This window comes from Pseudomonas sp. (assembly GCF_046581935.1).
Taxonomy (GTDB): Bacteria; Pseudomonadota; Gammaproteobacteria; order Pseudomonadales; family Pseudomonadaceae; genus Aquipseudomonas.
Map to the genome: position 1 here is coordinate 1 of NZ_JAYGFK010000002.1, position 15,004 is coordinate 15,004.

General features: G+C 56.1%; 13 protein-coding genes. 4 read left to right on the forward strand and 9 right to left on the reverse strand.

The features are described from left to right. Window positions 1-984: 984 nt before the first annotated feature. From trfA to VCA57_RS01565, 7 genes are all read right to left on the reverse strand, one after another. Window positions 985-1,791 carry a plasmid replication initiator TrfA gene (gene trfA, locus VCA57_RS01535; protein WP_411183198.1) on the reverse strand — a complete coding sequence of 269 codons (807 nt, stop codon included), beginning with the start codon at window positions 1,789-1,791 and terminating at the stop codon, window positions 985-987. A gap of 1,002 nt (window positions 1,792-2,793) precedes the next feature. Beyond that, the gene (locus tag VCA57_RS01540) at window positions 2,794-3,591 is read right to left on the reverse strand and encodes an alpha/beta fold hydrolase (RefSeq protein WP_411183199.1); all 798 of its coding nucleotides are present in this window, start codon (window positions 3,589-3,591) and stop codon (window positions 2,794-2,796) included. An 86-nt stretch (window positions 3,592-3,677) separates the two neighbouring features. After that, window positions 3,678-4,835: an iron-containing alcohol dehydrogenase gene (locus tag VCA57_RS01545; RefSeq protein WP_411183200.1), complete on the reverse strand. Its 1,158-nt coding sequence runs from the start codon at window positions 4,833-4,835 to the stop codon at window positions 3,678-3,680. 100 nt (window positions 4,836-4,935) lie between these two features. Further along, complete coding sequence (locus VCA57_RS01550) at window positions 4,936-6,582, reverse strand: 3-(methylthio)propionyl-CoA ligase (RefSeq protein WP_411183201.1); 1,647 nt, start codon at window positions 6,580-6,582, stop codon at window positions 4,936-4,938. Window positions 6,583-6,597: 15 nt separating this feature from the next. Further along, window positions 6,598-6,909: an EthD family reductase gene (locus VCA57_RS01555; RefSeq protein WP_411183202.1), complete on the reverse strand. Its 312-nt coding sequence runs from the start codon at window positions 6,907-6,909 to the stop codon at window positions 6,598-6,600. Between the two features lie 36 nt (window positions 6,910-6,945). Beyond that, window positions 6,946-8,553, reverse strand: coding sequence for a phytoene desaturase family protein (locus tag VCA57_RS01560; protein WP_411183203.1), 1,608 nt, complete (start codon window positions 8,551-8,553; stop codon window positions 6,946-6,948). A gap of 46 nt (window positions 8,554-8,599) precedes the next feature. Then, the gene (locus VCA57_RS01565; protein ID WP_411183204.1) at window positions 8,600-9,388 is read right to left on the reverse strand and encodes an SDR family oxidoreductase; all 789 of its coding nucleotides are present in this window, start codon (window positions 9,386-9,388) and stop codon (window positions 8,600-8,602) included. Between the two features lie 104 nt (window positions 9,389-9,492). On the opposite strand from VCA57_RS01565, the gene VCA57_RS01570 reads away from it, so the two are divergent. Beyond that, on the forward strand, window positions 9,493-10,221 hold the full coding sequence (locus tag VCA57_RS01570; protein WP_411183205.1) for a Crp/Fnr family transcriptional regulator: 729 nt from the start codon (window positions 9,493-9,495) through the stop codon (window positions 10,219-10,221). 5 nt (window positions 10,222-10,226) lie between these two features. On the opposite strand, the gene VCA57_RS01575 is transcribed toward VCA57_RS01570, so the two are convergent. Then, complete coding sequence (locus VCA57_RS01575) at window positions 10,227-11,249, reverse strand: AraC family transcriptional regulator ligand-binding domain-containing protein (protein WP_411183206.1); 1,023 nt, start codon at window positions 11,247-11,249, stop codon at window positions 10,227-10,229. A gap of 140 nt (window positions 11,250-11,389) precedes the next feature. Here VCA57_RS01575 and VCA57_RS01580 point away from each other — a divergent pair, with 140 nt between their 5' ends. After that, on the forward strand, window positions 11,390-12,286 hold the full coding sequence (locus VCA57_RS01580; RefSeq protein ID WP_411183207.1) for a TauD/TfdA dioxygenase family protein: 897 nt from the start codon (window positions 11,390-11,392) through the stop codon (window positions 12,284-12,286). Between the two features lie 320 nt (window positions 12,287-12,606). Here VCA57_RS01580 and VCA57_RS01585 read toward each other — a convergent pair whose 3' ends face one another. Beyond that, a complete protein-coding gene (locus tag VCA57_RS01585) occupies window positions 12,607-13,494 on the reverse strand; it encodes a LysR family transcriptional regulator (protein WP_411183208.1) in 888 nt (295 codons plus the stop codon). Between the two features lie 115 nt (window positions 13,495-13,609). On the opposite strand from VCA57_RS01585, the gene VCA57_RS01590 reads away from it, so the two are divergent. Further along, window positions 13,610-14,308, forward strand: coding sequence for a CoA transferase subunit A (locus VCA57_RS01590; RefSeq protein WP_411183209.1), 699 nt, complete (start codon window positions 13,610-13,612; stop codon window positions 14,306-14,308). A gap of 26 nt (window positions 14,309-14,334) precedes the next feature. Next, window positions 14,335-14,991: a CoA transferase subunit B gene (locus VCA57_RS01595; protein WP_411183210.1), complete on the forward strand. Its 657-nt coding sequence runs from the start codon at window positions 14,335-14,337 to the stop codon at window positions 14,989-14,991. Window positions 14,992-15,004: the final 13 nt, after the last annotated feature.

A 15,004-nucleotide genomic window follows, 5' to 3' on the forward strand; every position in this document is an offset into this window, starting at 1 on the left:
TAGCCGCTGCGAAGCGTTCGCAGCGGCTAAAAACACTGAAATATGCGAGATACTGATCGTTTTTTGGTCAGTTGCCGTTTTAAAAATCAGCAAGGGCTGAAGTCGACCGGAAATACAGGGCTACTTCAGAGCATCCCTAAGAGTCGAAGTTGGTGCTAAAAACCCTCACCAATTTAGCGCTTGGATTCAAGAGAGCGCCATGAGTTTTAACTGGCCAGACTTGGTTGACTCCAACCGACTATATAAATACTTCAAAGGCCGAGTCAGCCGACACCCTTCCCAGATACTTAAAATGCTTGGCCAAGTCTTCAGCGATGTCGATATAAAGTATTGGGAGGGGCCAGAGGGACTATGGATAGCTCTATGGGGAAGCCACCTTGAGCTATCTGCAAGTATCAAAAAGGCATGCGCTTTCTCAGAAAGAGACTCCTTAGATAACGCAATAAGAAATTTCTTCATGCGAATACTCGTACATGGAGAAAGCACTCTACTTGCTTCACTTTCAATATATAGATATTTATCCATCACTGACCCTTACTCCCGGTTTTCGGACGGCAATGGGTTTTCAATGGCCTACAGCGCGTATCAGCAGGCTCTTAAAGATTTAGAGACTGCAGAAGTCAAGAGCACTCTTAATGAACTGGGGGTATATGAAGGCGTCCGGCAAGAGATCACCGAGATAGAGAGGACTCGGATTGCTTCTAAGCCCACCTGGGTCACTCCGCTAGAGTGCGCGCGACTGTAGTCATGGCTGGGGGTGATCAACACCCGCTACCTGCTTGGAGCAGAAGTTACCCACAGGCCTACCAGGTAAATATAGGGTAGAAGAAAGGTAGGGAGCATTTACCGTCTCTGCAGCCCACGCCAGCCGGGGTTTTCAGCTTGAGGGGAAGAATGCAACCCCGATGCCGATAGAATGCAACCCCGATAGAATGGAATCCAACCCCGATGCCGGTGGAATGCAACCCCGATGGCTAGGCGGAGCTACAACCGTACCCACACGGTCTGCTCTTCCCCCTTGGTGCTCATCTCGATGCGCGCCGCTGCGATGATCTCAACGCGCTCCAGCTCCTGCATGGCAGCCTTGAGTGACAGCCTGAACTTGCACATTGGGCTGCAGTACTGGAGACGCTCCTTCAGCCAGCTCAAACGGAAGCGCTGCACACGCTCATCTGATGTCGACACCAATCGCTGCAAAGCCTTGGCTATGTCCTGCCCCTTGCGAATCTGCAACCGCTTTTCCCAATCGATCAACGCATACTCGCAATTGCCATAGAGGAGCCGCCACCTAGGATCGATAGAGATCGTGTAGCACTCACGCGCTGGGTCATATGCAAACTTGTCGATCATGTGCAGGGTCTCGGCCTTACCGACTTCAAGCTTAGGTTTGCCTTGCTTGGTCGTCTCGATAACAAGCATCGCAAAGGCCAGAGCCTTCATCGTTCGATGCAGCCACTGGTACTCGTAATTTCCGGTCTTCCTGCCAATGGCTTTCAGCAGCCTGGCACGGTTGATAGGCACAGGTTCTCCTAGCGGAGCTTTTGTCGCCTCGAGCATCAACTGCATCCAAACATCGGCCTGGGTTTCATCGAGCTGCTCGCCCCAGAACGTGATTACTGCATCTTTCCGACTGACCAGCACGCTCGCCTTGTGCATCTGCTTGGGCCCACGGGCCACAGGGGCAAATAAGCTGGAGCGGGCAATATGGTTCGGCATGGCCCGGTAAATCTCGTGAAGACCAGGCAAGAACAGTTGTCGAGGAGCAGGCTTAGCCAGATCCTTAACCGACACGGATCTCCGGATACGCTCCACTCGTGCCGCAAGCGAAGCCGGAGAGACTGAAACCTCTCGGCTCATCGAACCAGGCGCCGCTGACGGCTAACCTGCTCGACCTTGCTCGGCCGCCCGCGTCGAGTCTTTTCCTGGGGCACAGTGGAAGCAATGGCATCCACACTGACAACATGCTCTGCCAGCCACTGCTCGACATCCTCTACCCGCCACAGCAGCCTCTTGGTGCCGGGCAACCGACATATCGGCGGAAGAGCCAGGGGATTGCGCGTAACGTCGCTACGGATGCTTGCGACTGACTTTTGCAAATAGATGGATAGCTGATCAACGGTAAGCAGAGCTTGCATGGCCTGGCACTCGTCTCAGCCAGATCACGACTCGTGCTCATGGCTGCATTGGTTTGCGAATGCCGCCAGACTCGTGCAACACACTGCTGCACTCACGGTACGGTTTGCGAAGATTTCTTACCAATCGCAGGGCGCTACGGGTGAACGCACAAGGAGGCTGGGCCTTGGGCAAGCAGCAGCTAATTCAGTGGAGGAGGAGCCTGCAGGCCACCGGGAAACAGCTCCTTGGCTTCGGCACAAATTTGGCACACCTAGACTGCAAAAGCCTGCAAAACACCGATAAACGATGCAATGCACTGCTCACACCCAAGCTATTGATAAAAAAGAAGAAAATCAGATAAACCCAGAAGAATCAGTCACTTGTAAAATCAGTGATTTGCGCAGTTGCACTGCAAAGGCCCGACAGGGAAGGTTTCGCGGATTAGCGTGGGCTGCGCAGTTTGCATAAGGGCTCCAACGGGTTGAATGGCGCAATTGTGGCACGTCTGGCATCAAGCGCTGGTCCGCAGCTCGGTTGGCAAACTGACGCCTCCCAAAAAATTGCTTCCACATAGTAGAAGAGTCTATGCCGATGGATTGCTGACATGCACTCAGCACCCCTACTGTTTTTAGATGCATCTAGCCGGAGCCAGCGAGTCGCTAATCGGCATTCGCGGTATCAAATCTTCAGTGCAAACCACTCAGAGACAGCGTTATTGAACTGCTCTGCGCAGTCCACCATTACCCAATGGGAAGCTTTGAAGGCCTGTACCTTGCAGCCCGCTGTGGCGCTCAATCTTTGCAGCCATTCCTCAGACTGAAACTGAAACGGCTTGTAGCGACCGTATGCGTAGAAGATCGGGCACTCCAACTGTGTAGGCCCGGCCAATACGTTTAATCCGCCAAGTGCCCCCATCCAGCGCATCGCATAGGGGAAGCTCATACCTGCATGGATATTGGCCTGCCCAGCTTTGCAGCGTAAGAACTTAGCTATCGAACGCGCTACGTAGTTACCCACAGCCCCCTTCATGTACCAGGTCAATGCCAGCGGCATCTGGTACGCAAAAATGGCTAATTTGGCACGCCAACTGAGCTGGCGAGAAAATGCCGGTGAGTTTGCATCACCAACATCGACGGCAACGACTTGCGCCACCTTATCCGCGTAGAGGGCGGCGAAGTGAAACCCGAACAAGCAGCCCCAGTCGTGCAGCATCAGTGTGACTTTGCTGTTCGGGCTGACCGCGTTCACAACGCCAAGAATCAATTCAACTACCTCACTAACGGAGAATCCACGTGTGTGTGGGTCGTCAAATCCTGGCAGAGTAAACCTCACGCAGCGGTGGGTGTTTTTGAAATGCTCAACCTGCCGCTCCCATATTTCATATGTATCCGGCCAGCCATGCAGCATCACGATGGTCTCGGGGCCATCACCGTCGATGTACACCCGAATGCCGGAGACGATCAATTCACTGTTCATGTTTCTGCCATCTCAGAAAATCACTTCATAGGGTAATTTGCGCGGCCAAAAGTAACTCGCAACGCCGTACAAACGCGTAGCACAAGCTACAAGCTTTTCTCCAACACCTCGGCACTAATCGCAAGCGTTACATCACGGCGTTCGCCCAACGCTCGCATGCCATGACGCTCGAGCTGCTGGATCAGTTTGGGTAGGTCATTGCCATTCACGCCATAGCTACGCAACTGGGTGGGGACACCCATGCGTTCGAAGAAATCACGCGTACAAGCAATAGCTGCCTCAATCCGTTCGTCGTCAGATCCATCTCGAATACCCCAAACGCGCTCGGCGTATTGAAGCAATTTCTGTGATTTTTCCTTCCTACGCACGCTGAGCATAGAGGGCAAGACCACAGCCAGGGTCTGCGCATGGTCAAGGCCATGCAGCGCCGTGAGCTCATGGCCGATCATATGTGTGGACCAATCCTGCGGCACACCCGCACCGATCAAGCCGTTCAGCGCTAGGCTGGCCACCCACATGAGATTGGCGCGGATGTCATAGTTTTCCGGGTCGCTCAGTGCCAGCGGGCCTTCTTCGATAAGTGTCATCAGCAACCCTTCGGCGAAGCGATCCTGGACTTTGCCGTTGACGGGGTACGTCAGATACTGTTCGACCACATGGGTGAATGCATCGACCACGCCATTACTGACCTGACGCACCGGCAGGGTCATGGTCCGGGTCGGGTCGAGAATCGCAAACGCAGGGAAACAATGACGGCTGGCAAACGGCATCTTATCGTGGGTTGACACGCGGGTAACAACGGCGCTGTTGTTCATTTCCGAGCCAGTCGCAGCCAGCGTCAGTACAACCCCTACGGGGAGCGTGCGGCTGATACAGCGCCCGCCTGTTTCAAGAATGGTCCAGCCATCCGCCTCCATGCAGGCTGCGGCAGCGATGTACTTGGCACCATCGATTACCGAGCCGCCGCCCACGGCCAGAAGGTAGGAGATCCCCTCCTCTTTGACCTGCGCTACTGCCTGACTAAGCCGCTCATAGCTGGGGTTTGGCTCAATGCCGCCAAACTCGCTGATATAACGCTCGCCAAGCGCGTGACGTACTTCAGCCAAAGTGCCATTGGCGATGACACTGCCACCGCCATAGAGCAGCAGCACTTTGGCATTCGCAGGTATTTCCTGATCCAACTTCGACAGCTTGCTTTTGCCAAAGTGGATCCGTGTCGGGTTGTAATACGAAAAATCTAACATGGGAAATGCGTCTCTAATTGCCGGAAATGTGCACGCGCGCAAGCAGAAGTTTGAATGAGCCAGTGCGCTTTCTTTATAGATACGTAGTGGCATAACTCTGTTAGCGAACGGGACTCTCAACAGTGCCTGGCAGTACGTAGTTCACGAGCTGTTTGCGCAGCTCTGTTTTCAGCATTTTCCCCGTTGCACCAAGCGGTATGTTGTCCACGAAAACGACATCGTCCGGTGTTTGCCATTTTTCCAACTTGCCTTGATAGAGGCCAAGCAGCTCTTCGCGGGTAACAGCGGAACCTTGGCGCTTGGCAACGACTACGATGGGGCGCTCACCCCACTTCGGATGCGGTACCCCTAGTGCAGCCGCTAGCGCGACCGCTGGGTGGCTCATGGCGATGTTTTCGATATCAATCGTCGAAAGCCACTCCCCGCCTGACTTGACGACATCCTTGCTGCGATCCGTAAGTTGCAGGTAGGCATTTGCGTCGAGAGTGGCGACGTCCCCCGTGGCGAACCAACCGTCGTCCAGGCGCTGGTTACAATCGTCCTTGAAATACGAGCTGATGACCCAGTGCCCTTTTACCTGCAAATGGCCGCAATTCTGACCATTCCAAGGTTGAGCCGCACCTAGGTCATCGACAATCCGCAGGTCGATGCCAAATACCGGCCGCCCCTGTTTCAAGCGAAGTTGCTGTTGCTCCTCGCGGCTCAGGCTAAGATGCTCTGCCATTAGCGAGGACGTCGTGCCAAGCGGCGATGTCTCGGTCATCCCCCAGGCATGAATCACCTCCACGCCATACTGATCCTCAAAGTGCTTCTGCATGCTCGACGAACAGGCTGCTCCGCCAATCGTGGTCTTCTTCAGCGAAGAAAAAGTACCTTTGCGAGCATCGACGTGATCGAGCAACATCTGCCAAACCGTAGGGACGCCCAACGCAAGCGTCACGCCCTCCTCCTCGATCAACTCGTAAACCGACTGACCGTCCAGCGCCGGGCCCGGCAAAACTAACTTGCAACCCGCCATGGCTGCGCAGTAAGGCGTACCCCAGCCATTCACATGGAACATGGGCACGACAGGCATCACCACATCCTGAGGGCCGATACTCAACGCACTGGGAGTGCTCAGAACCATACTGTGCAGCACCGTTGAGCGGTGCGAGTAAAGCGCACCTTTTGGATTACCAGTGGTTCCGCTGGTGTAGCAGAGGCTTGACGCAGCCAGCTCATCAAACTGCGGCCATGTGTACTCGCCACTGTGTTTGGCCAGCAAGCCCTCGTAACTGACAACCGCTGGCATGTCGTTGATGCGCTCAACGGCGACCTGATCGCCAAGCAAAACCCAGTGCCGAATACGGGGCACCAACGGCTGTAGCGTTCGTACCAGCTCAACGAAACTGGCATCAAAAAATACCACGTCGTCTTCTGCATGCTGCAGAACCCAGGCCACCTGCGAAGCATGCAACCGTGGGTTGATGGTGTGCAGCACGCGCTGCGAACCACTAACGCCGTAGTACAACTCCAGATGGCGATAGCCGTTCCAGGCGATGCTCGCCACCCGGCTGCCCGCCGGTAAATCCATGTCGTCGAGCGCCATGGCCAGTTGCCGAGAACGCTTTGCTGCATCCGCCCAGGTATATCGGTGAACGTCACCTTCTACCCGACGCGATACCACTTCAACCTTTGCACTGTAGCGCTCAGCATGCTCCAGCAACGATGAGATAAGCAGCGGCTTCTCCTGCATCAATCCGTTCACGGCATGGCCCCTCAATCACTGAATGACTTGGCTGATAACCACGACAGGGATTATGTCGGTGTAGTTCGTACGGTCGGCACCGAGCACCTTGCCTTCAGCTGCCATCGCTGCTTTGAAACTGTCAGCATCCTTGAAGAACATGTGTGCCGCCGCGACGCTCGCAGGTAACTTATCGCTACGCTCGACGAGAGCTTGGTCGATCTCCAGCTTTACCAACCCATGGGCACCAAGTCGATCACGGATCAACTGCGCATGCGTGCTCTGGTAGTACGCGTGGTCGAAGTGAAAGGCTTCGTGGGGTGGATATGAAACGGTCACTCTGATCATGGTGTTCTCCGGATATTGATGGTCAGTACAGGTAAATCAAGCGAGCTCTCGCAGCTCACGGAACAGGTCCCGGCCAAGTGCAGCTGACGCCGCTAGCAGCCCGCCGACCATGGCACCGCTGACGCCGCCCATTGCTACATCCTGCCCGGTGAAGAGCAGACCTTTCACCGGGCTGAACGCACGGGTCCAACGCTGCTGATAACGCTCTGGCGTCGGCGCGAACGACATGAAATCGCCGCGCGTGCGGCCCAGAAAATCATTGAAACTTACCGGCGTGGCCAACTCGGCATGAACAACATGCCCTAGCGCCTTCGGATAGAAGCGGTAGACCTGCTCGAGCATCTCCTCGGTGAGGCGGGCTTTAAGCTCGTCATACTCGTTACCACGATGCTTCCACTGGGTGTCCGTGAACGGCTTCCACAGGTTCCAGTCAGTAAAGCTGCAGATATCCATCGTGGCGCGACCAGGATAGCGCTGGACCCAGGTTGGATCTTTCGCCGAGGGTTGCGAGATGAAATGCAGTGGCATCGCGCGATTCGCAGAGTCTTGAATGTAGTACTGCCAGTCCTCGGTCTGCTTGGCACTCTTGTGAATCCAGATGTTGGCCGGACCGACATCCAAATCCGCGTTACTGGCATCCAGCCCCACATTAAGTACAACAGCTGGCAGCGTGCTTGGCATGGACTGCGCTTTGGCACTCATCTCAGCAACGTCCGAGTGTTCACTTTTGAGTATGTTCAACGTCTGCCGGATGCCGATTCCGCTGATTACCTGCGGCGCTTCTAGCACTTCACCACCAGCCATACGCACGCCGACGACCTTGCCACCATGCTCGACGATTGCAACCACATCCGCACCCGCCAGCACCATCCCGCCGGCACTGCGAATGGTTTCCGAAATTTGATCAGCAATAACCTGCGCCCCACCGATGGGATAGCTCGCACCATCAAGGTAATGACGAATGACGGCAGCGTGCACAGAGAACGATGCAACACTCGGCAGGCTGGCGTAGTCACCAAAATGGCCGCAGAGCACTGCGATCAGCTTCTCGTTACTGGTGATTGAGCGCAGAACCTCCAACGCGGTTTTCTCGGCCCACGGCATGAAGCGCGGAGCAACCTGTTCAAACGCCTTATCCGAGAACGGCTCTGGCATCGCTCGTGCGGCCAAGAACTCGCCTGCGGGACGGCTGGCTTCATTAACCAGTTCAATGTAGCGGTCGATCGCATCAGCATCTTCAGGGAAGTATTCCTTCATCCGCTCCCGGAAAGCGACGCTGCCCGCGTGGTACTCGAAAATATCATCGCCGACCGCGATCTTGTTGTAGATGTCGGGCATTTTCTGCCACGTCAACTCACCTCGCGTGACCTTGTTGAACAGGCTCAGTAGCGTGCCGGGCCGATGCACTTCGCCTATGTAATGAAGGCCTACGTCCCACTCAAACCCGGGCCGCTTGAATACCTGCAGGCAGCCGCCGATGACCGCGTGACGCTCTAGCACCAGAACCCTCTTGCCATCGATAGCCAGCAAAGCGGCAGCGGTAAGCCCACCGGCTCCAGAGCCGATGACGATGGCATCCAGTTTCGTATCGAGATCGCCACGCGCAAGCGCGCGCTTGTAGCTTGTATCAGCTGCACTTTTCATGTTGTTTTCCTTGTTGGGAGGAACAGACTTGCTGCGCTCGGCACGCTTATGCAGAGGGGCCAAACAGTCCGGGGCCGGCCAGCGAAGCGCCGCCATCGACAGGTAGAACAACGCCTGTCACGTAATCACAGACCGTGGAACTAAGCATGACGGCGACCTTAGCCACTGATGTGAGATCGCCATAGCGACGCAAAGGTAGGTTGCGGATGACCGCATCGCGCGCCTCAGGTGTCGGCGTCAGACGCGCCATCCCTTCAGTGCCGTCGATGGGACCGGGGACGATGGAATTGACCCGGATGCCTTCTGGCCCCCACTCCATGGCCAGGACGCGAGTGAGCATGTCGACGCCAGCCTTGGCTGCGCAGACATGCGCTTGCATAGGGGTTGCGATAGACGCTTGAGGAGCGGAAATATTGATGATCGACGCGCCCGGTTTAGTCAGGTACTGATAGGCTCCACGCAACACGTGAAAACTGCCGAGTAGGTCGATATCCATCACACTCTTGAATCCGTTGACGGACATCACCGCCGCCGGTGCAACGAAGTTGCCGGCCGCACCGGAACACAAAACATCGATACTGCCCCAGGCTTCGTAGGTGCTAGACAACGCCTCCTGAACGCTGCTCATGTCGCGTACATCGCCGTTGAATCCCATCGCCTCTGCACCCAGAGCACGCAGGCTGAGCAGCGCACTTTCGACGCGTTCAGGTGAGCGGCTAAAGACTGCTACGCGCGCACCTGCTGCCGCAAATGCTTTGGCTACGCCAAGGTTGATGCCGCTTGTGCCGCCGGCTACGAATACGGTTTTCCCTCTGAACTCGTTCTGATCCAGCATTGACGCTACTCCCGTCTGCAAAATTCTTGTTGTTGTCAGTGGGGACTAGGCTATGAGTAGCGAAGATGGCAGTCTGTCAAAAATTTGAATTTTGAGTCCAAAGCATGGACACACCTGTAGACATCAATTCTTTACTGGCCGATTTGGATAAGGACGAGTGGTTTTCTTCCTGTGCAGACGAGCTAAAACGCGCTCTGGTGCGCGACGCCAAGGTGCACCGACTGCTCGCTGGAGAGGCACTGTATCGCGACGGCGAGTTCGCCAAGCATGCCCTTTTCTGTGTCATCGGGGGTGCCATCCGACTCAGCAGCTCACTGCATGACGGTACGCCTTCGCTGCTGGTTTATCTGGAGCCCTGCCACTGGTTCGGTGACATTTCCCTGATCGATGGCCAGCCCTACATTCGCGACGCGATTGCCGATATTGACGCGCAAATCCTCTGCGTCCCCATGCAATCCTTCACGCAATGGCTGGAGCAAAACCCCAAGCATTGGCGGGACATTGCCCGCCTGAGCATTAACAAACTTCGAGTGGCCTATCAGGTCATTGGCGAACCGGGCGCTCTTCAGCACCGCCTCGCTAGGCGGTTATGGCTAATGGCGCATGGGTTCGGGTCGCGCATGCACAGTCCCTCCATGCAGCTCAGTGTTTCCCAAGAGCATCTGGCGCAGATGATGGGCAGCACTCGCCAGAGCATCAATGCTGCACTCGCCAAACTGGAAGGATTAGGACTGCTTAGCCAGGGCTATAAGTCCATCGACCTCACTAACCTGGAAAGACTGCTGAATCATGCTAATCGCCTAGATGTAGACGACTTGGTTGACCGCCCATGACGCGGTCATTTCCCCTCGCTCTGGCGCTGCCAGTGGCTGGGCGGATAACCGGTCCAGCGGCTGAACGCGCGGGAGAAACTGGCCGCCTCGGCATATCCCAGACGTTGCGCGATTGCGTTTAAATCCAGCTGAGAATCATCCAGCAGCCGTTTGGCTAGCTGCTTCTTGATCTGATCATTGAGCTGCTGGAAAGACTGTCCCTCTGCGGCAAGACGCCGGTGCAAGGTGCGCTCAGAAAGCCCCAGGCGTTCAGCCACAACTGCGCACGAAAGCAACTGCTCTGACTGCCCAATCAGCACCTTTTGCACCTGACGTGCGGTAGGTGCTTTGTGCAACTGGTGTGAGAGTTCCCGGCACTGCACTTCACACAAATGCTCGCCCTCAAGCTGTGCCTCGATGTGCGCCTGAGGCAATGGACTGTGCAGATCCTTGTGTGCAAACAGAATGCCGTCGCGCTGTGCCGAGAAAACCTGTACGCAAGGCACATGAGATTGCTGAGTGGCGGCATCGCTTAAATCTGGGGCGGTCATTTCTACAGCCAAGGGAATAACTTGGCGCTTCAACAGCTCCGAGCTAATGCTGAGGCAGGCGGCAATACCTCGCTCGACGACAAAAGTGCAAGTATCTCTGGGCAGAACGCTGGAGTCGAACAGCAACCACAGACCTCGACGGTCATGTTCCAAGCGAGTGGGGCAAAGCGTCAGCGCCATCAATTGAAATCGGCTAAAGGAGGCAAATGCCTCAAGCAGGCTACGACTCGCCAACATGGTGAATCCGAGCACACCGAGAGAGGTCAGGTGATAACGCTGACCAGCGATAAACCCCAACCCCGGGCGTTTGCAGTGCTCAAGCACGTTACGAATTACCGCCAACTCTTGCCAGGCTTCAATTTGTGCGGCACTGGTGTGCAGATCAGCCGGCGCAATCGCGCTGCCTTTCAAACAACTGCCTGTTGCCACACCTTCTTCCTGGGCTGTCTGCAACAGATAACGAACGCCGGTCAACGGGCGTTTTTGTCGCCAGTCCATCTTAGTAGACTCCTCGCATTGTTCGCGCTGCACAGCGCCACAGCAGGCAGCATTCATCATGAAGTGTCAGTAATTATCATGGAAGCCGCTACTTGCTCAACTCATGCTGTTGTCACCTCAACAGCGGAGACAACAATAAAATGAGCGAATTTATCCATACGCTACCAAGCAGCAACCCCATGACCCACTACCAGCATTTTCGGGCAACTCCCGCGACCGGCGCGTTGGGTGCCTATGTTGAAGGGGTCGATTTGCGTGCCTTGAGCGCTGTGGGCTATGCCGAATTACGCCAGGCCTTGTTGAGGCACAAGGTGCTGTTCATTCGCGAGCAGTCCCTGGGTGTTACAGATCTCGAACAGGTGACCCAGCAGTTTGGCCAGTTTGGCCGTGAACCCTACGTCACCTGCATGAAAGAGCATCCGCACGTCGTACACGTGGTCAAAGAAGCCAGTGAAAAAGCGCCCTTCGTGTTTGGCGGTGCCTGGCATACCGACTGGACCTTTCAAGAGCGCCCACCTGCTTTTACCCTACTCTATGGCCACGATGTTCCGCCGTATGGCGGTGACACCTGCTTCGCCAACCTGGCGCTAGCCTACGAATGGCTCTCGCCCGGCATGCAGGATTTGCTGCAAAACCTCGACGCACAACACAGCCCGGAACGCGCCTACGGGGCCAACGCCAATCACAATGCGCTGCTAGAAAACATGCAGATTCATTACGGCCAAGACACATCAAGCGAAACACGCAGCCATCCGCTCGTGACGTGTCATCCAGAAACCAGCAAAAAAATTCTATTCATTAACCCCGCGTACACCTGTGGCATCAATGGCCTACGTGCAGCGGAGGCACAGCCGCTGCTCGACTACCTGTTCAACTTAGCGATTTCCCCGGCTTTTACCTGCCGAATGCAATGGCAGCAGGGAACTCTAGCCATCTGGGACAACCGCAGCACTTGGCACATGCCCGTGTCGGACTACCACGGCATGCGACGTGAGATGTTCCGCACGACAGTCGTTGGAGAAAAACCGTCACGCTGACATCTGCGACAATAGGCAGCAAAAGACATGGTCACAGACATGCGCAATGCATGCGCCAGATGTGACCAGTCTTTTTATTAACAACGGCCGCTACTCACCGATGACACAAGGCCTAGAGACGCTTTTGCACTCGTTACCGTCGACGTCCCCGCGGGGTCCCCTAAATCATTGAGCCACAACATGTGACATCTCCGGCAGACCCAAACAGGTTACAAAAATGGCTTCGAGCCACAGCCGAAGATGCTCTCTAAATGTGGTGCAGGTTTGGACGATTAGCGCTTAGCCAATCGTAAGCAAGCCCTTCAACCGCAGCCCAACCACTAGCGACCACCCACACTCTCCACCAGCTTATCTGCCAGCGCCTGGGCGGCGGCGGAGATGCTGGTGCCGGCGAGTTGGATCAGGCCGACGCGCTGTTGCACACACGGCTGATCCAGCGCTACGCAGCGCGCGCCCAATGCTTCCATTTGGCTGTGGCATAAGCTGGGCACCACGCTAACACCTAACCCTTGGGCGACCATGCGGCCTACGGTGGCGAGTTGGTGGCTTTCAAACGCTACGGGCAGGTGTCCATAGCGCTCGCGGATACTTTCTTCCAACAAGCTGCGCACTGCCGAAGGTCTTTGCAGGGCGATAAAGGGTTGGCTGAGCAAATCGCTCCAGTGCAGTTCATGGCAAGCGGCCAAGGGGCTGTCTGCCGGCACCACGGCGACAAAGCGATCCAGATACAGCGGGGTAAATGTCAGGCCATCCAGTGATTCGGGCTCCAGCACCACGCCAAGTTCTACGCGGTGGTCGCGGATCATGTCGACTACCTGTTCATTGATCACGTCATGCACCGTGACGTTGATTTTCGGGTAGCACGCACGAAAAGCCTTGAGCGCAACGGGCAACAGGTTGGCGGCGAACGAGGGCAACGCGGCAATGGCCACGCGGCCAAGCTGCAAGGTGAAGTGTTGGCGCAGCAGCTCTTCGGCATTGTCCCAATCGGCCAGCAGGCGGCGGGCAATCGGCAATAACACCTCGCCCTCGGGCGTTAGCGCCACGCTGCGCGTGGTTCGCACCAGCAATGCACCGCCCAGGGACTCCTCAAGGGTTTTGATGGCTAGACTCAGAGCGGGCTGTGACAGGTGCAAGCGCTGGCAGGCCTGGACGAATGACAGGCTTTGCGCAACGGCAAGAAAGGCACGCAGCTGTTTGACGGTCATTAATTTAAATTCCAGATCAATCCTAACTAAAAACAAACTTAACAAATAAGAGTGGAACACAGAAGCTACAACCATCTCCGGTCTTGGACCGACACAACGACAAGAGGCGCACCACATGGCAGGGCTCGACAAACGAGTAGGCAGCTATGCAGAGGCACTGGCCGGCCTGACTGATGGCATGACGGTATTGGCAGGCGGTTTTGGCCTTTGCGGCATCCCCGAAAACCTCATCGCGGAGATCCGCCGTCGCGGTACGCGGGACCTAACCGTGGTCTCCAACAACTGCGGTATCGATGGTTTTGGCCTGGGCGTATTACTTGAAGACCGGCAGATTCGTAAGATGATTGCCTCTTATGTCGGCGAGAACTCGCTGTTCGAGCAACAGTTGCTGAGCGCCGAGCTGGAGGTCGAACTGACTCCGCAAGGCACCCTGGCGGAAAAACTGCGTGCCGGTGGCGCAGGTATTCCGGCGTTCTTTACCGCGACCGGCTACGGCACACCCGTGGCAGAAGGTAAGGAAGTGCGCGAGTTCAATGGCCGCCATTACATTCTGGAGCCCGCCATCACCGGCGACTTCGCCATCGTCAAAGGCTGGAAGGCCGACCACTTCGGCAACGTTATCTACCGCCATACCGCGCAAAACTTTAACCCGCTGGTGGCCACTGCCGGACGCATCACCGTGGTAGAGGTTGAGGAAATCGTCGAGCCGGGCGAGCTTGATCCGGCGCAGATTCATACGCCAGGCATCTACGTCGACCGCCTCATCCAGGGGCGCTTTGAAAAGCGCATCGAGAAACGCACCGTGCGTGCCTGACACCCCGAACAACGGAGAGATTTGCAATGGCACTGACCCGCGAACAGATGGCCCAGCGCGTTGCGCGCGAGCTCAAGGATGGTTACTACGTCAACCTCGGCATCGGCATTCCAACCTTGGTGGCCAATTACGTGCCGGATGATATTCAGGTGATGCTGCAGTCGGAAAACGGCTTGCTGGGCATGGGGGCCTTTCCCACTGAAGAGACGGTTGACGCCGACATGATCAACGCCGGTAAGCAAACCGTTACGGCGATCAAAGGCGCGTCTATTTTCTCCTCGGCGGAGTCCTTCGCGATGATTCGTGGCGGCCATGTCGACCTCACCGTGCTGGGTGCTTTCGAGGTCGACGTGGAAGGCAACATCGCCTCCTGGATGATCCCTGGCAAGTTGATCAAGGGCATGGGTGGTGCCATGGACTTAGTCGCCGGGGCCAGCAATATCATCGTCACCATGACTCACGCGTCCAAGGACGGTGAGTCGAAACTCCTGCCACGCTGCAGCCTGCCACTGACCGGTGCTGGCTGCATCCGTAAGGTGTTAACCGACCTCGCTTACCTGGAGATCGAAGACGGTGCCTTTATCCTGCGCGAGCGCGCACCGGGGATAAGCGTGGAGGAAATTGCCGCAAAAACCGCAGGAAAGCTGATCATCCCCGAGCATGTTCCGGAAATGACTTTCTGATTATGCTGTTCCT